We start from the raw sequence: 18,225 nt of genomic DNA, 5'->3' as shown, positions 1-18,225 counted from the left end.
CGATGGACGAAATCTTGGCCGGCCGCGTGGTGGTCGGTGAGGGCGGGACGTTCCGGGTCGTCGCGCCGAACGGGGCCCTGGTGCTGTCCGCCGGCGAGTACGACGACGGCACGTACGGGACGTACATGGCGCGCGGCGACAACACGGGCGTGGCGATCCGGATCGGTCCGTCAGGTACGGGCGGCGGCCAGATGGTGCAGATGTTCGCGCGGGCGTCCGGCTCTCCGATCGTCATGGACGACATCGGTGTGGATGGCTATCTCGGCCGGCCCTGGATCCCCCTGCCGGTGCCGGTGTCGGTGTTCGCCACGGACTGGCCCAGCACGAACGGAGGTTCGTGGGGTGCGGTGTCGCGGTCGTATTGCCTGCGGCAGCACTCTCACGTGGTCGTGTACGGGTCGGTGTATGCGGATGTCGGGACGACCGGACAGGCGCGGCTGACCGTGAACGGCACTCCGGTGGGTCCCGTCGCGTCGGCGCCGTCTGGTGGGTTCGCGGCGCTCGACTACCAGGGCGCGCTGCCGGCTGGTGAGTGGGGCGATCAGCTCGTGATCGAGGTGCAGTGCCAGCGCACGTCCGGCGGCGGGTCGGTGTATGCGGCGCTCACGCAGCTCTACGGCATCAACTCGACGTGAGGTGTGAGCGATGAGCGACGAGACGCGACCGGTGGTGCCGTTGGGTGTGCCGCGGTCAAGGCCGGATCCGCGTGCGGGGATCGGCCTGCCGCCCACCCCTGATGACCCTGACCCCACGCCGCCCTCGCCGGCGGCGCCATCCGACGAACCTGAGGAGGGTTCATGACCACCTATCACGCGGCGGTCGTTCATCCGGGCGACCTCCCCGATACCTACTGCGGCACGGTCGACCAGGCGCACGTCGACACGGTGCGCGAGCTGGCGGCGCTGGAGGAGGTGCCGCGCCTGTTGCGCGAGCACCCGCACCGGCCGGGCGAGTGGTACGTCCTGCGCGAGGACGGCGACCTGGACTACTACGTGCCCGTGGGCGGCGAGTGATGGCCGGGCCCACGTGGATCAGTGGCGCCGAGCGCCTGGGCGACGGGTCGATCGGCGGGGCGATGGACTCGCCCAACCTGCCGCCGCGTTGCGTGCAGCACACCGTTGAGGCGCCGGCTGGGCGCGGCTGGTTCCTGTCGATGGCGTCGTACCTGATCAGTGCCGGTGTCGAGCCGCAGATCCTGTACGACCCGGATTCGGATTCCCTCGGTCAGTTCGGCCCGCTGAACCAGTCCGGCCGCGCGTTGCGGAACGCGGGGTCCGTGCGCACGAACCGGACGGGGAAGGTGTGCGTGCAGTGGGAGGTGTGTGGTCGGGCGGCGAAGCCGTGGACCGCGGGCTTCGATCCTTCCGCGAAGCCGAACTTCCTCCGGGCGGTCGCTGCGATGCGGGCTTGGGGCATCCCGGACGTGTGGCCGGCGGGCGTACCGCAGGCGTACCCGGGCGACCACGACGACCGGGACATGGATACCTGGCTGCACAGGGGTGGGTGGTTCGGGCATTCGCAGGTGCCGGGCAACGATCACGGCGACCCGGGCAGGATCGACACCTCGAAGGTGCCGCCGGCGGGCACGGCCGCGCCCGGCGGTGGCGGGTCCGACGGTGGGGTCACGCGCGAGCAGGACTCGATCAACGGGTTGCTGTACGGGTACGGCGCCCACGGCGACCACGTCACCGCCGTCGGTCGCGCCCTGGTTGCGGCCGGGTTCGGTGCCCACTACACCAGCGGTCCGGGTCCGGACTGGACGGACGCCGACAGCCTCAACTACCGCGACTACCAGCGGTCGTTGGGGTACTCCGGGTCCGACGCGGACGGTCTCCCGGGTGAGGCGTCGCTGATCAGGCTGTTGGGTGCGCTGCCGTCCCGCGAGACCAGCCGGCCGAGCGTGTCGCTGTCGAACGTGGTGGCTGCGGCTCGGGTCGACGTGCCCGCTCCCACCGGCCACCTCACGCACAAGGCGGACGTGTTGCTGGTCGAGCGGGCGCTCGTCGCCGAGGGCTTGCTGTCGGCGAGCTACGCCGACGGCTCGTACGGCACGCGGACCGTGACCGCGTACGCGGCGTGGCAGCGGCGACTCGGCTACTCGGGGTCGGACGCGGACGGCTACCCGGGACAGACCTCGCTGAGCAAGCTCGGTGACCGACAGGGATTCAAGGTGACCTCATGATGACCAAGGCATTCTGGCGTGCAGCGACCGAGCGATCGGGGCGGACGTTCGCGCAGGCCCTGATCGCGGTGTTCAGTATCGGCACGACCGGCCTGATGGACGCGGACTGGGCGGGCGGCGCGTCCGTCGCGGGGATGGCGGCGGTTCTGTCGCTGCTGACGTCGATCGCCACGTCGGGTGTGGGGCCGGAGGGCCCGGGCCTGACCGAGGTGGCGACGTCGACCAGGCGCAGCCTGCCGCCGATCGGCTGACGCGTCATTACGTGGCCCGGCCGACCAGCCGGGCCACTCCTACGCACTTGAGGAGGGCCAGTGCCCCCTGACCCCACTGTGTGGGAGCTGGCCCGCCAACTGGAACATCTGCGGCTCGACGTCCGGGACGACATCAACGCCTTGGGCGCGCGGCTCGACGCCAAGGTCGGCGCCGACCTGCTGAAGCTGGAGCAGTCCGCGCAGGACGCTGCGGTGCGGGTACTCGCCGACCGCGTCAAAGAGTTGGAAGACGCGCGCACGGCCGACATGACCCGGGCCATCGCCACCCGCCGCTGGCTGATCGCCGCCGTCCTGGTCCCGCTTGTCGCGATCCTCCTCCCCCTACTGCTGCCCTACGGGAGCCGATGATGACCACTCGGGAACGGCGCCGCGGTGACGTGCTCGCCATACTCGCGATGCTGCTCGGTGCGTTGGCGGTGGCGTGGACTGTGCTGGCGCTCCAGGGTCAGCGGCAGGAGATCGCCGACGAGCGGGCGGCGCGTGACCAGCTCGCGCGTCAGGTGCAGCAGCTCGGTGCGGTGCCGGTGGCGGGTCCGCCGGGTACGCGTGGGGATCCGGGTCCGGCGGGTCGGGGTGAGCCGGGTCCGCCTGGTGAGGCGGGGCGGCAGGGTCCGCCCGGGCCGGTGGGTCCTCCGGGGCCGACTGGTCTGCCGGGTGTGCAGGGTGCGGTGGGTGAGTCGGTGGCTGGTCCTGCGGGTGTCGACGGGTCGGCGGGTTCGCCTGGTGCGGATGGCGCTGCGGGTCCTGCGGGTCCGGCCGGTCCTGCGGGTGAGCCGGGCCCGGCTGGTCCTGCGGGTGTGGATGGCCGGGATGGTGCGCCTGGTGCGCCGGGGCCGGCGGGTCCGACGTGCCCTCCGGGCTACTCGCTGACGGCGCCGGCGTGGGATCCGGCGGCGCTGGTGTGTCGGCGTGATGGCGCGCCCCAACCGACCTCGCCGCCGACGTTGCCGCCGAGCACCGAGCCGGCGACGCGTCGGCGATGAACGACGATGGCCCGCCCCCACACGGGGGACGGGCCATCATGCTGCGCGGGGTCAGTGCGTTGGCGGCGGGATGTCGGGCGGACGGGCAGCCAGTACCACCAGGCTGATCATTGCCGGGCTCACGTCCAGAATGCAGCCGAGCGCCATCGGAGTTGCCCCGTCCTCGTGCGCTTCGACGATCGCCTGGTGCGTCACCGGGTGCGCTGTGCCGTACACGGCCGCTGCGGCGATTACCGCGTTCAGGACGCGCCTGCGCCGGCCGGTGGGCAGACTCGGCGCGGCCATTATGCGTCCGGCCACAGCTCGTCGGCGGGCACGGTCACGCTTTCGCCGCCGGGTCGGGACGGGACGACCTCGGCCAGCCACCGCCCGTCGTCCTGCCGCATGGCCGTCACTTGGCCACGGACGCGGTCGCCGTCGGGCATGCGGGCTGTGACCCAGTCTCCGGCCGCCCACGTGGTCGGCGCGGTCTCAGTGCTCACGGTGCAGTCCTCCGGTCTGAGGTGCGTGGTCTGGGTCATAAGGGCGGGCCCGGTGCCGCTCGGTACGGCGCAGGGACGGAGGGTGGCCAATCCCCTGCCGGACCCGCCCGCTCAGGGGATTGGCCCGGTGATGGAGAACCACACCGCTTTGCCGTCGCCGTCGTCGGCGGGTAGGACGCCCCACTGGTCGCACATCTCGGCGACCAGGCGCAGGCCGCGCCCGTGGTCGTCGGCGCGGGTGGGGGTCCGGAGGATCGGGGGCGCGGGGTCGCTGTCGCGTACTTCGACGCTGAACCGCCGTCCATCACGCCACGCCACGACGCCCACCAAGGCGCTCTCGGTGTGGATGATCGAGTTCGTAACCAACTCTGACGCCGCCAGCACCGCGACCGGCGTGATGTTGTCGAGGCCCCAGGCCCGACAGGCGTCGACGATGTGGGCGCGCGCGAGGGCGGCGGACGCGGGCTCACGTGGGAGCCACGTCGTGCGGCACTCGATCCCCGGTAATACGTCCATGTCCAGAGCATCGGGGACGAAATGCAGCGACCGGGGACAGATCGTCCCCGGTCGCTATCTGTACCCGGTCAGCTACGCGGCGATCAGCCCGACGTTTGTCGCGAGCTTGAGCGCGTCCTCGCGTACCGTCGCGCCGCCGCCATCGACGAGCGCGGAGATCAGCGACCGTCCGATCGGCGAGTAGGTGAGAGTCTCCGAGCTGGCACGCCAGCTCTTGTCCAGCAGACTGGCGGTCGCCAGGTGGTCGCCGCGGTGGTGCGCGCCGCGGGCGAGTTCGATCCAATGCCGGGACCTACGCTCGACGCTCGGGATGGACAGTGGATCGAGTTGGTCGGCTTTGCGTTGCGCTTCGCCTGCCTGCCCGACTTCCACATCGATCATGATGTCGTACAGGTCGACGACCGCTTGGCCGAAGCCGTGCCAGGGGTGGGCGTAGCCGTCGGGCAGCCGCCGCGCGATGGCGGCGGCCTTGTCGAAGTACCGGCGCGCGTCGCCCTCTTGCCGCTCGCGAGCGGCGGTCAGCGCGGCGCACAGCCACAGGTGCCCGTACATCGGCAGCAACCTGTTCGGGTCGTCGTCGAGTTGCGGGCGCAACAGCTCGGCGGCGCGGGTTACGAGATCCTGCGCTTCCTCGGCGCGGTCACACGCGCGGATGAGGTGAGCGACGTAGAACGCGCTGCCGGCGAGCGCGAGCGGGTCGTCCGATGCACGGGCGGCAGCCATCGCCCGATCGGAGACGAGCCACACCAGCCTGGGCTCTGCCTGCCATGCCAGGTATGCCTGGGCCAGGTGGTAGACCTCGGCCTGCAACGCGTGCGCCGTGCGTCGGTCGTCGCCGTCGTGGGTCTCTGCGGCGCGCTCGGCCTCGCGCATCAGCCCGGGCAGCAGGCGGCCGATCGCGGTGCGCTGCTGCGGCGAGGTGTGCCAGGTGCGCCACGCGCCGTCGAGCTGGGCGCGGACGCGATCGAGCGTCGGCGGCTCGTCGGTCGCGGTGTCGAGCGGATACGCCATGAGCGCGCGGCGCACGCTGTCGAGGGTGCCGTGCCCGGGGCGGGCGTAGTCCATGGTGCGGACCTGCCGGCCGACCAGCTCGGTCAGGTCGGCTACGTGGAGCACCTCGGCGAGGCGGAGGAGCATGGGGAGCGGTGTGGATCGCTTGCCGATCTCGATCGACTTGAGCCACTCCGCGCTCTTCCCGCAGGCCGCCGCAACAGCGGTACGGGTCATGCCCTGCTGGGTTCTCCGGTCGCGGATGCGCCGGCCGATCTCGTGTGCGTGGTCGTCAGCCACTGTGTCCCCTACCCGTACTCGCGGGTCTGCCCCCGAGGGCGGTGCATCGTGTAGCGGGGGCGGTACCCTGCCTGTGATGTGAGTCATCGCCAGGTTACGCCTGCTGGTGGCGTATGCGGCCCCGTGATCCGGCTCGTCACCGGTGCGGGGCCGCTGTCCTGTCAGCCCAACCGGTCATGCTGCTGCGTGGCCTCGCTCTGCGACGGCCAGCGTCCGCCTCAGGGCGGCGGGCGTGCGGCCCGGTCCCACCCACCCTGGGGCCGGGCCGTGTTGTGCCCTCCCTACAATCGCCAAAGATTGACGGGCAACGCAGGATGACGAGGCTGACCCGGCCGGCGAAACTCACCACGAGCGGTCCGCAGACGGCCTGTGCGGCGAGCGGTACGGCGACCACGACCGCGGCCCACGTCGGCCAACCTCGGGTCCGAAGTCGTGCGGTCCAATGCGGCGCGAGCAGCAGCAGTGCGCCCGTGGCCAACGTGGACAACGCGAAGCCGTAGGACCGGGCCAGGGTCGGATCGAAGAGCACCAGGCCGAGCACCGCGACGGCGAGTGCGGGCAGTCCGCGTCGGGGCCGGCCGCTGTACAACGCGACCACGGTGACCAGGCCCATCGCGGCGGCGCGCAACACACTGGGTTCGGGCCGGGCCACCACCACGAAGCACGCGATCGCCGCCGCCCCCGTGATCGGCAGCACGCGTCCACGCAGACCGCTACGGCGAAGCACGAAGAGAACGAATCCCAGCAGGATCGTGATGTTGGTGCCGCTTACGGCGGTCAAATGCGTGAGTTCGGCGGTGCGGAAGTCGGCTTCGAGGTCGGCCGGGAGTTGGCTGGTGTCGCCGACGACCAGGCCCGGGAGCAGGCCTCGGGCGGCGGGCGGCAGGTCCGCGCACGCCGCGCGCAGGCGGGCCCGGAGGTGGCCCGCGAGGCGCTGCGGGGCCGACGGGGTGCCGACGTGCTCGGGCGCGGACCGGATCAGCAGCAGGGCTCCGCCGCCCTTGCCCGGCACGAGGCGCCCATGCGCCCGCACCGGGGTGCTCGGGAGCAGCCCGAGCCAGGATCCCGCCTCGGGCCCGCCGACCAGAACCGTCACCGGAGTCCGCACGCGCGCACCACGCGGACCACGAATCCCGGGCGAGCCGGGCCGGCCGAGTGGACCGGCCGCGGCGTGCGCACCGCGTGCGTCGGACGGGTCGGGCGGGTCGGATGCCGTGCCGAGAAAGTCGATCCGGGCACCGAACAGCGTGGGAGGCGCGCCGAGTTCGCTGCCTCGGACGCGGGTGACGCGGCGCTCGGGGTCGGTGCGTACGGTCAACTCGACGCCGACTTCGGCGCGCTGCCGGGCCGCGGTCGCGACGGGACCGGCGTGGTCGGCGGCGGTACGCAGGCCCGCGACCAGACCACCCGCCGCGACACACACGAGCACGACGGCAAGGGTCACCCGACGGCACACCCCGACAGCCCCGGCGAGCACGGCGGCACCGAGGATCGCGCACGCACTCGCGATCGCGACGACCCGGAACGAGACCAGCGGCGCGGTCCACGCCGCGGCCCACGCGGCGATCGCCCCCGGCACCAGCCGGGCGTCCACCCGCGCACGATCCCCGTCCCCCGCCCGGCCGCGACGTGCGGTGGCAGGGGCACCCGGGGCGGCAGCCGAGCGGCCCACCGTGCGGGGGCTCATACCCGGACCCTCGGTTTCAGGTCGGAGTACTTGCGGTCGCCGATGCCTCGGACCTGGCGGAGCTGGTCGACCGTCGCGAAGCGGCCCAACTGGGTGCGCTTTTCGATGATCTGGCGGGCCAGAACCGGGCCGACGCCGGGGAGTTGCTCCAGTTGCTCGGCCGTTGCCGTGTTGAGGTCGAGCACCTGGGTCGGGCTCGTGGACGTGCCGCCGCTCGTCGGGGCGGCCTGAGCGGGTGCGGCCGGGGCACCCGGAACGCCGACCGGGATCTGTTCGCCGTCGGTCAGCGGCCGGGCCAGGTTCAGCGTGGCCAGGTCCGCCGCCGGCAACGCGCCGCCGGCGGCCTGTACCGCGTCCGCCACCCGCGCCCCCGGCGGCAGCACCACCACACCGGGGCGCGCCACCTTCCCCGCCACATGCACGGTGATCGGCCCGGCCGCGGGCGCCGGCGCGGCGGCCGAGGCCGGCCCCGGCGGTCCTGCCGACACCGGGCCGCCGCCGGGCACCGAAACCACGCTCGCCTGCCCCACCGGCGCCGGCGCCGCCACGCTCTGCGGACGCGCCCGCCACCACCCGCCGACCGCGAGCGCGACCGCCACCAGCGCCAGCACCGCGACAGCCGCGATCACGCGGCGATCCACACCCACCCGAAGCCGCGCCGGCAACCGATCCGCGACCGCCTCGACCATGCGCCGCGTGGGGTCCGGCCCCCGATGCGCGGCCGGCTCACCCGACCCGAGCAGCGCGGCCACCCGCTCCGCCCCCGAGCGCGGCGCCGCCGAGGAACCGTGCCCGACCGACGCGGACCCCGAGAACGCGGCCGAGGACGGCGGCGGGAAAGCGGACGCGGACGCTGACGATGACGCTGACGGGAAGGAAGACGACGAGGACGGCGACGGATAGGCAGACGAGGACGACGATCCGGACATGCCCCGAAGCTAGGCCGAACGGCTCACCCGAACCCGACCACCGAGCCCGCCTGTGCACAACCCCGCGGCCTGTGGAAAACGAACCCACCCACGTGGGTGACCCGCCCCGCCCCACCCCGCCGCGTCACCCACGTGGGCGACGCGCCCACCGCCGCCCCCACCCACCCTCACCGAGGCGAAACCACCACCGCCAACAACCCCGGCCCTGCATGCGCCCCGATCACCGCGCCCACCTCGCTCACATACAGCTCCCCCAGCCCCGTCAACCGCTCCCGCAGCCGCCCCGCCAGCGCCTCCGCGCGCTCCGGACTGGCCAGATGGTGCACCGCGACGTCGACGGCCCCGGCCCCCGCCCGCTCCACCGCCAACTCCTCCAGCCGGCTGATCGCCCGCGCCGACGTACGCACCTTCTCCAGCGGCCCGATCAACCCGTCGCTCACGTGCAGCAGCGGCTTGACCGCCAGCGCCGTCCCCATGAACGCCGTCGCGGCCCCGATCCGCCCGCCCCGGCGCAGGTACTCCAGCGTGTCCACGTAGAACAGCGCCGACGTGGTCTGCGCGCGCTTCTCGGCCGCGATCACCGCCTCCTCCAGGGACGCGCCGTCGGCCGCCGCCTCCGCCGCGGCCAGCACCGAGAAGCCCATCCCCATCCCGAGCGTGCGCGAGTCCACCACCCGCACCGGCACGTCCGCGGCCCGCGCGGCGAGCAGCGCGGCCTCGTACGTGCCGGAGAGCTCACCGGAGATATGGATCGAGACGATGCCCGTCGCGCCCTTCTCGGCGAGTTCGCGATAGGTCTCCGCGAACGTCTCGGGCGCCGGCCGCGACGTGGTCACGATCCGGCGTTGGCGCAGGGCGTCGGTGAGTTGGGCGGGCGTGGCCTCGATGCCGTCGTCCAACGGTCGCCCGCGCAGGACGACCTTGAGCGGGACCACCACGAGGCGGTGCCGCTCCACGAGCTCCTCGGGCAGGTAGGCCGTGGAGTCCGTGACCACGGCGAGATCGGTCGGCATCGTCGGCATGAGCGGGCAACCACCCGGATGTGAGACGACAGGGGGGCGGGGTCGGTGTCTCGGCTACCCCGTGTCGGGTCGCTGAGTCGAGACACCACAATCAATATTCGGTCACCATGCCACGCCCCGACGCACGGGTGACGCGCGCCGTGGTGCGGCCGGCGCGTCCCGTCGTGGGGGCTCGCCGCCGGCAGCCGCTCAGGTCAGCGGCTTGCTCCGGGATCGGCTCTCGTCCGCGTACGCGCGCAGGGCCGCGGCCTCACGTTCGACGTCCGTGCCGAGCCGGTCCAACTCGTCCTCGCCCAGGTGGCGTTCGCGATCCTGGACGGCCCACCGCAGCGAGGCCGCGGTGTGCTCGATGCGATCCGCGCGCTCCTTGAGCCCGGGCAGCTCACGCGCGACCCGGTCCCGGTCCGGCTCACGCTCGACCAGCTTCAGGTCGGTGTCCAGGGCCTTGGCGAAGTGGTCCAGCCTGCGCAGCAGCGCCACCGCCTCGGAGAGCTGGGCGTCGTGCGCGTAGCCCGCCTCCAGCACCCGCCGGGTCTGCTCCAGCGAACGCCGCACCGACCCGCGCATCCGCGCCGCCTCGGCCGCGCCACCCGTAAGGGTGTACGCCCGAGCCTTGGACGTGGCGTCCTCCACGAGGCCGCGGACCCGGGGCGCGTGCCGCTCGATCCGGCGGCGCACCGCCCGCCGCATCATCGTGATCAGGCCCACCACGACGCCGACGAGCACGAGACACGCGAGCACACCGGCGCCCAACACCACGCCGAAGGTCTCGGCGCCATCGGCCAACGAGTCGGTGGTCGCGGGAACGTCGGCGAGGGCCACGAGGCGTCTCCTGCCTGGTCGGGGCCGGAAGGTTTCCCCTCACACTAACGCCGCCGAGGCGCTCGGATACGCACGCGGCGGAAAACACCGCGTTCCAGACCGATCGTCACCGACCGGAAACGGGACCGACACGGGCCGGAAATCGACCCTCGACGAACCCTCGGCGAACCCGCGCCGGGCCCGCCGAGGGCCGGTCGAATCACACTCGGCGACCGACCGACCCCCGCCGACTCGGCTACGCCGGAACGATGTTCACCAGCTTCGGCGGCTTGACGATCACCATCCGCACGCCGGCTCCGTCCAGCGCGGCCAGCACCGTCGGATCGGCCAGCGCCAGCGCCTTCAGCTCGTCCTCGCCGATGCTCGGCGGGACCTCCAGGCGGGCCCGGACCTTGCCCTTGATCTGCACGACGCAGGTGACCGCGTCCTCGACCAGGTAGGCCGGATCCGCCTGCGGGAACGCCTCGTAGGTGACCGTGTCGCCGTGGCCCAGCTTCGACCACAGCTCCTCGGCCACGTGCGGCACCAGCGGCGCGACCATCAGGACCAGCTTCTCGGCGATCTCGCGCGGCACCGCCGGCAGCTTGACCAGCGTGTTGTTCAGCTCGATCGCCTTGGCGATGGCGGTGTTGAAGCGCAGCGCGTCCATGTCCCGCCGCATGCCGTCGATCGCCTTGTGGGTGGCCCGCAGCGTGGCCTCGTCGGCCGGCTCGTCGACCACGATCGGCGCTCCGGTCCGCTCGTCCACGATGTTGCGCCACAGCCGCTGCAGGAAGCGGTACGAGCCGACCACGGCGCGGGTGTCCCAGGGCCGGGAGATCTCCAGCGGGCCCATCGACATCTCGTACAGGCGCAGCGTGTCCGCGCCGTACTCCTCGGCCATCTGGTCGGGCGTCACCGAGTTCTTCAGCGACTTGCCCATCTTCCCGTACTCGCGGGTGACCGCCTGCTCGCCCAGGAAGAACTTCCCGTCCCGGTCCTCGACCTCGCTCGCCTCGACGTAGACGCCGCGCTCGTCCTTGTACGCGAACGCCTGGATGTAGCCCTGGTTGAACAGCCGGTGGAACGGTTCGGACGAGGACACGTGGCCCAGGTCGAACAGCACCTTGTGCCAAAAACGCGAGTACAGCAGGTGCAGCACCGCGTGCTCGACACCACCGACGTACAGGTCCACGCCGCCGGTGTGGCCCTCGTGCCTGGGCCCCATCCAGTACTTCTCGACCTCGGGATCGACCAGCACCTCGGTGTTGGTCGGGTCCAGGTAGCGCAGCTCGTACCAGCACGAACCGGCCCAGTTGGGCATGGTGTTGGTCTCACGGCGGTACCGCTTGGGCCCGTCGCCCAGGTCCAGCTCCACGTTCACCCAGTCGGCGTTGCGCGACAGCGGCGTCTCGGGCTTGGTGTCCGCGTCGTCCGGGTCGAACGTGCGCGGGCGGTAGTCGTCGATCTCGGGCAGTTCGACCGGCAGCATCGAGTCCGGCAGCGCGTGCGCGACGCCGTCCTCGTCGAACACGATCGGGAACGGCTCGCCCCAGTAACGCTGGCGGGAGAACAGCCAGTCGCGCAGCTTGAAGTTGATCGTGCCCTCGCCGATGCCGCGCTCGGCCAGCCACTCGGTGATCGCCTTCTTGGCGTCGACCACGCCCAGGCCGTCCAGCGAGATGCCCTCGCCGGAGCTGTTCACCAGCTTCGCGTCGTAGGAGACGAACGCGTCGGCCCAGTCGGTGGTGTCCTGGATCGAGCGGTCGTCGGCGGGCTCGACCACGCAGCGGATCGGCAGCTCGAAGGCGCGCGCGAACTCGAAGTCGCGGTGGTCGTGCGCGGGCACCGCCATGATCGCGCCGGTGCCGTAGCCCATCAGCACGTAGTCGGCGATGAAGATCGGCACCCGCTCGCCGTTCACCGGGTTGCTCGCGTAGGCGCCGGTGAAGACGCCGGTCTTGTCCTTGCCCTCGCTCTGCCGCTCGACGTCGCTCTTGGAGCCGGCGAACCGGCGGTACGCCGCGACCGCCTCGGCGGGTGTGGCCGCGCCGCCGGTCCACACCGCCGGGATGCCCTCGGGCCACGCGTCCGCGACGATCGCGTCGACCAGTTCGTGCTCGGGTGCCAGCACCATGTAGGTGGCGCCGAACAGCGTGTCGGGCCGGGTGGTGAACACCTCGATCGGCGTCGCGTCGGTGGCGAACGAGACCTTGGCGCCCTCGGATCGGCCGATCCAGTTGCGCTGCATGATCTTGATCGGCTCGGGCCAGTCCAGCTTGTCCAAGTCGCCCAGCAGGCGGTCGGAGTACGCGGTGATCCGCATCATCCACTGCCGCAGGTTGGACTTGAACACGGGGAAGTTGCCGCGCTCGCTGCGGCCGTCGGCGGTGACCTCCTCGTTGGCCAGCACGGTGCCCAGGCCCGGCGCCCAGTTGACCGGGGCCTGCGAGACGTACGCCAGGCGGTACTCGTCCAGCACCGCCGCACGCTCGGTCTCGGTCAGGTCGGCCCACGCGCGACCGTCCGGGGTGGCCCGGTCGCCCTTCTCGAACTGCTCGACCAGGTCGGCGATCGGACGGGCGCGACCCGTGCCGCCGTCCGCGCCGGGCGCCTGGGGGTCGTACCAGGAGTTGAAGATCTGCAGGAAGATCCACTGCGTCCAGCGGTAGTACGCCGGGTCGGTGGTGGCCACCGAGCGGCGCTGGTCGTGGCCCAGGCCCAGCCGGCGCAGTTGGCGGCGCATGTTGGCGATGTTCGCCTCGGTGGTCACGCGCGGGTGCGTGCCGGTCTGTACGGCGTACTGCTCGGCGGGCAGGCCGAACGCGTCGTAGCCCAGCGTGTGCAGTACGTTGTGGCCGGTCATCCGCTTGAACCGGGCGAATACGTCGGTCGCGATGAAGCCCAGCGGGTGTCCGACATGCAGGCCCACACCCGAGGGGTACGGAAACATGTCCATCACCATCATCTTCGGCCGCCCGGCGACCTTTTCCGGCTCGGCCAGCGGGCCGGCCGGGTTGGGCGCCTCGAACGTGCCGTCGGCCTCCCAGCGGTCCTGCCAGCGCGCCTCGATGTCGCCGGCCAGGACGGCGTTGTAGCGGTAGGGCTCGGTCGGGGCGTCGGTGTTGCCGGCAGGACCCTGCGTCATCTCGGTCATCGTCCTCAACCATCGGGGTGTGGGCAGCCGTCGGCTGCTTCCGGTGTCGTCGCTCGCGCGGCGACCGTTTCTGAAAACGAAAAGACCCCTCGCTCAGGAGGGGTCGCCGCGCCGAGTCGGGTGGGAGCGGTCCTCCACCCGGCCTGCTCAGCGCGGCCCGGTAAGCAGCAGTACGGCACGCATGGCCTCAGGTTACCGCAGGTGGCCTGAGGTTACTTCAATGCGGTCGTGGTCCGGGTCCGACTCGGGCCGCACTCGGGCGGTGACCGTCACAGCCCCGGGGCGGGGCCCGTGGACAGCGACAACACCAGCAGGATCAGGGCCAGGTGATAGGCGACCGCGATCAACACCGGCGCGTACGGCGTCGGCGCGCGGAACCGGTTCCAGCCGACCAGGGTGTCGGCGACGTAGAACAGGAACGCGCCGGCCACCGCGCTGGGCCGGCCGGTGGCCGCCGCGGCGACCACCATCAGCGAGACCACGCCGATGTAGAGCAGCACCATGCCGATGTACGTGGGCGCGGTCTCGCGGGCGCCGGTGACCAGGCGCACCGCGTAGGCGCCCGCCGCGAACAGCACGACCACGATGCCGGCGGCCGCCCACAGCCAGGACCAGCCCATGCGTTGGAAGCCCGCGACGTAGCCGATGTGGGCGAGCAGTGAGGCCGCGACCGCGCCGGCGAACCAGCGCGGGGCGAGCACGTCGCGCAGCAGCGACAGCGCGAGCGCGACGCTGAACAACGCGCGCAGTGCCCCGTCGACGTCCTCGAACGACCAGACGACGACGGCCAGGGCACAGATCACCGCGGGTTTCAGGAGCCGATCGAGCGGGAGGCGTTCCCGGGCGACGGCCACCCAGTCGGCGACCGCGAGCAGGCTCGCGAGCACCAGCACGAGTACTGCGGTGAGGTTCACGTCCGGCGACACTACTGACCGGAAACCGGACCATTCGCCCACTCGTTCGACCGTCACGCAACCGTGACGGGAAAGACCCCAATCGTGATCACCGAAGGCCCGCGAAACGGTCCGCATCCGACCCGGGCCGACCCCGCATTCGCTCGAAGCCTGGGCACAACTCCCCGCCGGTGACCGCCGCATCGTAGCCGGCGCGTGGACCGGGCGCCGTCGGCGGAATGCCCGACGACCTCGGTGCCGAACAGCTCGGCCGCGGGACGAACTGCCGGTGGTTCACGTCTTCGAATTGGAGCCGACCACAGGCGCGTATGTGGCCACGGCGATCGAGCGCGTGCGTCTCGATCTTCCGGTGCCGTTCGCGATCGACATCGACGTGGCCTCGCTGGTGCGTTGAGTTCAGTCCTCGGGCGGCTCCGGCGGTGTCGAGCGGGTGTAGCGGGTGGCCAAGGCGCGTAGGTGGGCCATCAGTTCCGGGGGGTCGGTGACGTCGAAGTCGTGGCCGAGCATGCCCAGGTACACGGCCAGGGTGTCGAGGGAGTCGGCGCCGGTGTCCAGGACGCAGGTGTCGGCGTCGATCGCCTCGACGGTGCCCACGGCCGGGTTGATCCGCTCCAGGACCTCGGCGGCGGGCGCGTGGACCAGGACCCGGGCGCGGTGTCGCCACGCGGCGGCGGAGACCTTGCCGGCCACGTACCTCGCGGCGTCGCCCTCCGGGTCCTCGCGCGGCGCGAACCTGGGGCCGCTCGGGGTTCGCGGGGTGATCCGGTCGACCCGGAAGGTGCGCCAGTCGCCCCGGTCCACGTCCCACGCGACCAGATACCAGCGGCGGCCCCAGTTGACCACGCGCTGGGGCTCGACGGTGCGCCGAGTGGACGTGCCGGCGTGGTCGAGGTAGTCCAGCCGCAACCGCTCGCGGTCCCGGCAGGCCGCGACCAGGACGGTGAGCACGTCGGTGTCCACCTTCGCGCTCGGCCGGTCCGCGGGCACCGGCACCGCGTACCGCTGCAACGTGCGCACCCGCCGGCGAAGTCGCGCCGGCAGCACCTGTTCCAGCTTGGCCAGCGCTTGTATGGAGGTCTCCTCCATGCCCGCCATCGCGCCCTGGGCGACGGTTCGCAGGCCGACGGTGACCGCGACCGCCTCGTCGTCGGTGAGCAACAGCGGCGGCATCGCGGCGCCGGAGGCGAGTCGGTAGCCGCCGGTGGAACCTCGGGTCGCGTCGACGGGATAGCCGAGGTCGCGCAGCCGCTCGACGTCCTTGCGGATCGTGCGGCCGGTGACGCCCAGGCGTTCGGCCAATTCGGAGCCCGGCCAGTCGCGGGGGGTCTGGAGCAGGGACAACAGGCGCAGCAAGCGTGCGGAGGTTTCCAACATTCTTTCAGCCTGATGCCTCTATAGGAGCGGAGTGTTCCTATTGGCATCCTACTGTTCTTCTCATGGAGAACAGCAGCAACACCGCAGCCGAGAACGTCACCGCGAACGCCGATGCCACCGCGATCCGCCCGTTCCGGATCGAGATCGCCCAGGCCGAGCTCGACGACCTGCGCGACCGCCTGACCCGCACCCGCTGGGCCGCCGACGTCCCGGGCGTGCCCGACTGGACGCGCGGGGTGCCGGCGGACTACCTCCGGGGCCTCGCCGACTACTGGGCGAACGGGTTCGACTGGCGCAAGGCGGAGGCGCGGCTGAACGCGTTCCCGCAGTTCGTCACCGAGGTCGACGGTCAGGACATCCACTTCGCCCACGTGCGCTCGGCCCGGGCCGACGCCCCCGCGCTGTTGTTGATCCACGACTGGCCGGGCTCGTTCGTGCAGTTCGTCGACGTGATCGAGCCGCTGTCGCGCGACTTCCACGTCGTGGTCACCGACACTCCGGGGGTCGGCTTCTCCGGGCCGCTGTCCGGCCCCGGCTGGACCACCGGCCGGATCGCCGGCGCGTTCACCGAGCTGATGGCCCGCCTGGGCCACGCCCGCTACGGCGTACAGGGCAATGGCGGCGGCGCGTGGATCGCGGCCGAGATGGGTCGTATCGCACCGGAGAAGGTCATCGGGATCCACGTCAACGGCCTGGTCACCTTCCCGTCCGAGGACCCCGCCGACTTCGCCGGGTTGACCGAGAGCGAACAGTCCAGGCTGGCCCGGCTCCAGGAGTTCCGGGACGACAAGATGGGCTTCAACGCGATCCAGTCGACCCGGCCGCAGACGCTCGCCTACGGGCTGCACGACTCCCCCGTCGGCCAGCTCGGGTGGATCGTGGAGAAGTTCAAGGAGTGGACGGACACCGCGAGCGAGTTGCCCGAGGACGCGGTGGACCGGGACACCCTGCTCACCAACGTCAGCCTGTACTGGTTCACCGGCACGGCCGGTTCCTCGGCCAACCTCTACTACGAGATGGCGCACGATCCGAGCGCGTGGGCGCCGAAGGACCGCGGCACGGTCCCCACGGCGGTGGCCGTCGCGTTGCCGCAGGACGTCGCGATCCGTCGGTTCGCCGAACGCGACCACAACGTGGTGCGTTGGACGGAGTTCGAGCGTGGTGGCAACTTCCTGTCGCTGGAGCAGCCGGAACTGCTGATCGGCGACGTCCGGGAGTTCTTCGCGGGCCTGAGCTGAGCCGGCGCCCGGCAACCGGGCCCGGAACGACCGAAGGCCGCTTCCTGACGGAAGCGGCCTTCGCGATTGCGGTGGAGCTACGGAGAATTGAACTCCGGACCTCTTGCATGCCATGCAAGCGCTCTACCAACTGAGCTACAGCCCCGCGTGAATACGTCATAAGTCTACCGGGTCGGTCGTCGTGCTCACGACCAAGGGGGTCCGCAGCGGCGGCGGCTCGCGCAGCGGGCCGACCGCCCGCAGCAGCGCCGCGGCGGTGAGGCCGCACAGCGTCGCGAACAGGTGGCCGAAGTCCCAGATGGTGTGGTCCACGATCACCGGCAGGCCGACCGAGAAGAACATCACCGCCGTGCCCGCGAACCGGATCCAGCCGGACATGATCAGCACCGCGGCGGCGCACGAGCCCACCTCGACGTAACTCACCCCGACGTCCGTCGCGAACGCGATCTTGTGCGGGAGCCGGCCGGCCTCGATCGCGCCCTTCTCCACCGCGGCGGTCAGCAGCGACCCGAACACGTGGCCGCTCGCGCCGATCAGCAACATCCTGGGCGAGCCGTAGCGGCGTTCCGCCCAGGCCACGATCGTGCCGAACACGACCACGTAGCCGGCCAGTCCCGAGCCGTGGTCGGCGACCCAGAACGCGCTGGTGAGCAGCGCCTCCAGCGGATCGTCGCCGAGCCGGAACAGGTTGGTGCTGTTCAGCTTGGTGAGCAGGTCGATCAGCCGGGGCGGCGACGTGCGTTGCACGACCGTGGACGCGGTGAAGATGGCGATGTAGGTGAACGTCACCGGCGCGGACAGCACCCACGCGTGCAACCGCGCGGTCCACGGGCTCAGGACCCGCACGCAGCGGCGGGCCCAGGCCCAGTGGCGGGCGAGACCGCGCAGTACGTACCACGCGATGGCCAGGCCCAGGCCGATTCCGACGGTCACCCGGGGCGGGTGCCCGCGTGATGCCCGATGTGAACGCTGTTTTGGGCGACTTTGTCGGCGGCTCGCGAGGGGGTGGGGTGGGGTGGGGTGGGTCGTGGGTGGGGGCGTGGGGTGGCGGGGCGGAGTCGTGGGGGCGGGGCGGAGTCGTGGGGGCGGGGCGGAGTCGTGGGGGCGGGGCGGAGTCGTGGGGGCGGGGCGGAGTCGTGGGGGCGGCTGCTTGTTGGGCGACTTCGTCGCCGGCTCGCGAGGCACCACCTTTTTTCTCTCCCCCGCTTCGCTCCTCCGAGAAAAAAGACGGCGCCTCGCTCGGGGCTTCGCGTCCCTCCGCTTCGCTCCGGGCCACGAAGCCCAAACCTGCGGCTCCGCCGCTCTCCGCGCTTCGCGCGTCGATCACTGGGGTGGGCGCGGGTCGGGGGCGCTGACGCGCCTGGGCGGAGTGGGTCGT

General features: G+C 71.9%; 21 protein-coding genes and 1 tRNA gene. 9 read left to right on the top strand and 13 right to left on the bottom strand.

The features are described from left to right. Positions 1–14: 14 nt before the first annotated feature. From ACIBSV_RS12065 to ACIBSV_RS12040, 6 genes are all read left to right on the top strand, one after another. Positions 15–635 (top strand): hypothetical protein, encoded by a 621-nt coding sequence (locus tag ACIBSV_RS12065; protein ID WP_395861892.1) that lies wholly within the window; start codon positions 15–17, stop codon positions 633–635. A gap of 162 nt (positions 636–797) precedes the next feature. Further along, positions 798–1,013 carry a hypothetical protein gene (locus tag ACIBSV_RS12060; protein ID WP_395861890.1) on the top strand — a complete coding sequence of 72 codons (216 nt, stop codon included), beginning with the start codon at positions 798–800 and terminating at the stop codon, positions 1,011–1,013. Continuing rightward, the gene (locus ACIBSV_RS12055) at positions 1,013–2,182 is read left to right on the top strand and encodes a peptidoglycan-binding protein (protein WP_395861888.1); all 1,170 of its coding nucleotides are present in this window, start codon (positions 1,013–1,015) and stop codon (positions 2,180–2,182) included. Before ACIBSV_RS12060 ends, ACIBSV_RS12055 begins: the two co-directional genes overlap by 1 nt. Next, on the top strand, positions 2,179–2,433 hold the full coding sequence (locus tag ACIBSV_RS12050) for a holin (protein ID WP_395861886.1): 255 nt from the start codon (positions 2,179–2,181) through the stop codon (positions 2,431–2,433). Before ACIBSV_RS12055 ends, ACIBSV_RS12050 begins: the two co-directional genes overlap by 4 nt. Positions 2,434–2,493: 60 nt before the next feature. Further along, positions 2,494–2,802, top strand: coding sequence for a hypothetical protein (locus ACIBSV_RS12045; protein WP_395861884.1), 309 nt, complete (start codon positions 2,494–2,496; stop codon positions 2,800–2,802). A gap of 324 nt (positions 2,803–3,126) precedes the next feature. Then, entirely contained in the window at positions 3,127–3,324 is a 198-nt protein-coding gene (locus tag ACIBSV_RS12040) for a hypothetical protein (protein WP_395861883.1), read from the top strand. Positions 3,325–3,488: 164 nt separating this feature from the next. Here the strand turns inward: ACIBSV_RS12040 and ACIBSV_RS12035 are convergent, their stop codons facing one another. From ACIBSV_RS12035 to ACIBSV_RS12010, 6 genes are all read right to left on the bottom strand, one after another. Next, on the bottom strand, positions 3,489–3,737 hold the full coding sequence (locus ACIBSV_RS12035; RefSeq protein ID WP_395861881.1) for a hypothetical protein: 249 nt from the start codon (positions 3,735–3,737) through the stop codon (positions 3,489–3,491). After that, positions 3,722–3,919: a hypothetical protein gene (locus ACIBSV_RS12030; protein WP_395861880.1), complete on the bottom strand. Its 198-nt coding sequence runs from the start codon at positions 3,917–3,919 to the stop codon at positions 3,722–3,724. Before ACIBSV_RS12030 ends, ACIBSV_RS12035 begins: the two co-directional genes overlap by 16 nt. A gap of 111 nt (positions 3,920–4,030) precedes the next feature. After that, positions 4,031–4,435, bottom strand: a complete 405-nt coding sequence (locus ACIBSV_RS12025) for an ATP-binding protein (protein WP_395861879.1) — start codon at positions 4,433–4,435, stop codon at positions 4,031–4,033. A gap of 72 nt (positions 4,436–4,507) precedes the next feature. Further along, positions 4,508–5,725, bottom strand: coding sequence for a helix-turn-helix domain-containing protein (locus ACIBSV_RS12020; protein WP_395861877.1), 1,218 nt, complete (start codon positions 5,723–5,725; stop codon positions 4,508–4,510). 136 nt (positions 5,726–5,861) lie between these two features. Continuing rightward, entirely contained in the window at positions 5,862–7,319 is a 1,458-nt protein-coding gene (locus ACIBSV_RS12015; RefSeq protein ID WP_395861875.1) for a ComEC/Rec2 family competence protein, read from the bottom strand. 89 nt (positions 7,320–7,408) lie between these two features. After that, entirely contained in the window at positions 7,409–8,041 is a 633-nt protein-coding gene (locus tag ACIBSV_RS12010; RefSeq protein ID WP_395861873.1) for a helix-hairpin-helix domain-containing protein, read from the bottom strand. Between the two features lie 67 nt (positions 8,042–8,108). Here ACIBSV_RS12010 and ACIBSV_RS12005 point away from each other — a divergent pair, with 67 nt between their 5' ends. Further along, positions 8,109–8,315: a hypothetical protein gene (locus ACIBSV_RS12005; protein WP_395861871.1), complete on the top strand. Its 207-nt coding sequence runs from the start codon at positions 8,109–8,111 to the stop codon at positions 8,313–8,315. 193 nt (positions 8,316–8,508) lie between these two features. Here the strand turns inward: ACIBSV_RS12005 and ACIBSV_RS12000 are convergent, their stop codons facing one another. The 4 genes from ACIBSV_RS12000 to ACIBSV_RS11985 form a co-directional block, all read right to left on the bottom strand. Then, positions 8,509–9,354, bottom strand: a complete 846-nt coding sequence (locus ACIBSV_RS12000; protein ID WP_395861870.1) for a DegV family protein — start codon at positions 9,352–9,354, stop codon at positions 8,509–8,511. 198 nt (positions 9,355–9,552) lie between these two features. Continuing rightward, positions 9,553–10,185 carry a hypothetical protein gene (locus ACIBSV_RS11995; RefSeq protein WP_395861869.1) on the bottom strand — a complete coding sequence of 211 codons (633 nt, stop codon included), beginning with the start codon at positions 10,183–10,185 and terminating at the stop codon, positions 9,553–9,555. A gap of 235 nt (positions 10,186–10,420) precedes the next feature. Then, complete coding sequence (gene leuS / locus ACIBSV_RS11990) at positions 10,421–13,321, bottom strand: leucine--tRNA ligase (protein ID WP_395861868.1); 2,901 nt, start codon at positions 13,319–13,321, stop codon at positions 10,421–10,423. 269 nt (positions 13,322–13,590) lie between these two features. Next, positions 13,591–14,235 carry a lysoplasmalogenase family protein gene (locus ACIBSV_RS11985; protein WP_395861866.1) on the bottom strand — a complete coding sequence of 215 codons (645 nt, stop codon included), beginning with the start codon at positions 14,233–14,235 and terminating at the stop codon, positions 13,591–13,593. A gap of 268 nt (positions 14,236–14,503) precedes the next feature. Between ACIBSV_RS11985 and ACIBSV_RS11980 the strand changes: the two genes are divergently transcribed. Then, positions 14,504–14,629 (top strand): hypothetical protein, encoded by a 126-nt coding sequence (locus ACIBSV_RS11980; RefSeq protein WP_395861864.1) that lies wholly within the window; start codon positions 14,504–14,506, stop codon positions 14,627–14,629. A 2-nt stretch (positions 14,630–14,631) separates the two neighbouring features. Here ACIBSV_RS11980 and ACIBSV_RS11975 read toward each other — a convergent pair whose 3' ends face one another. Further along, a complete protein-coding gene (locus tag ACIBSV_RS11975; RefSeq protein WP_395861863.1) occupies positions 14,632–15,609 on the bottom strand; it encodes a helix-turn-helix transcriptional regulator in 978 nt (325 codons plus the stop codon). 62 nt (positions 15,610–15,671) lie between these two features. Here ACIBSV_RS11975 and ACIBSV_RS11970 point away from each other — a divergent pair, with 62 nt between their 5' ends. Further along, positions 15,672–16,847, top strand: a complete 1,176-nt coding sequence (locus ACIBSV_RS11970; protein WP_395861861.1) for an epoxide hydrolase family protein — start codon at positions 15,672–15,674, stop codon at positions 16,845–16,847. Between the two features lie 72 nt (positions 16,848–16,919). Here ACIBSV_RS11970 and ACIBSV_RS11965 read toward each other — a convergent pair. Together ACIBSV_RS11965 and ACIBSV_RS11960 are read right to left on the bottom strand one after the other, a co-directional pair. Further along, positions 16,920–16,992, bottom strand: a tRNA-Ala gene (locus tag ACIBSV_RS11965). Positions 16,993–17,003: 11 nt separating this feature from the next. After that, positions 17,004–17,780, bottom strand: a complete 777-nt coding sequence (locus tag ACIBSV_RS11960) for a rhomboid-like protein (RefSeq protein WP_395861860.1) — start codon at positions 17,778–17,780, stop codon at positions 17,004–17,006. Between the last annotated feature and the right edge of the window lie 445 nt (positions 17,781–18,225).

This window comes from Embleya sp. NPDC050154 (genome assembly GCF_044460165.1).
Classification (GTDB): Bacteria; Actinomycetota; Actinomycetes; order Streptomycetales; family Streptomycetaceae; genus Embleya.
This window is presented reverse-complemented; position numbering and strand designations above follow the sequence as displayed.

Excerpts from the sequence above, each read along its gene's own strand:
- ACIBSV_RS11970 (WP_395861861.1), top strand. The coding sequence starts at position 15,672 with ATGGAGAACAGCAGCAACACCGCAGCCGAGAACGTCACCGCGAACGCC.
- leuS (WP_395861868.1), bottom strand. The coding sequence starts at position 13,321 with ATGACCGAGATGACGCAGGGTCCTGCCGGCAACACCGACGCCCCGACC.
- ACIBSV_RS11975 (WP_395861863.1), bottom strand. The coding sequence starts at position 15,609 with ATGTTGGAAACCTCCGCACGCTTGCTGCGCCTGTTGTCCCTGCTCCAG.
- ACIBSV_RS12055 (WP_395861888.1), top strand. The coding sequence starts at position 1,013 with ATGGCCGGGCCCACGTGGATCAGTGGCGCCGAGCGCCTGGGCGACGGG.
- ACIBSV_RS12060 (WP_395861890.1), top strand. The coding sequence starts at position 798 with ATGACCACCTATCACGCGGCGGTCGTTCATCCGGGCGACCTCCCCGAT.
- ACIBSV_RS12025 (WP_395861879.1), bottom strand. The coding sequence starts at position 4,435 with ATGGACGTATTACCGGGGATCGAGTGCCGCACGACGTGGCTCCCACGT.
- ACIBSV_RS12000 (WP_395861870.1), bottom strand. The coding sequence starts at position 9,354 with ATGCCGACCGATCTCGCCGTGGTCACGGACTCCACGGCCTACCTGCCC.
- ACIBSV_RS12050 (WP_395861886.1), top strand. The coding sequence starts at position 2,179 with ATGATGACCAAGGCATTCTGGCGTGCAGCGACCGAGCGATCGGGGCGG.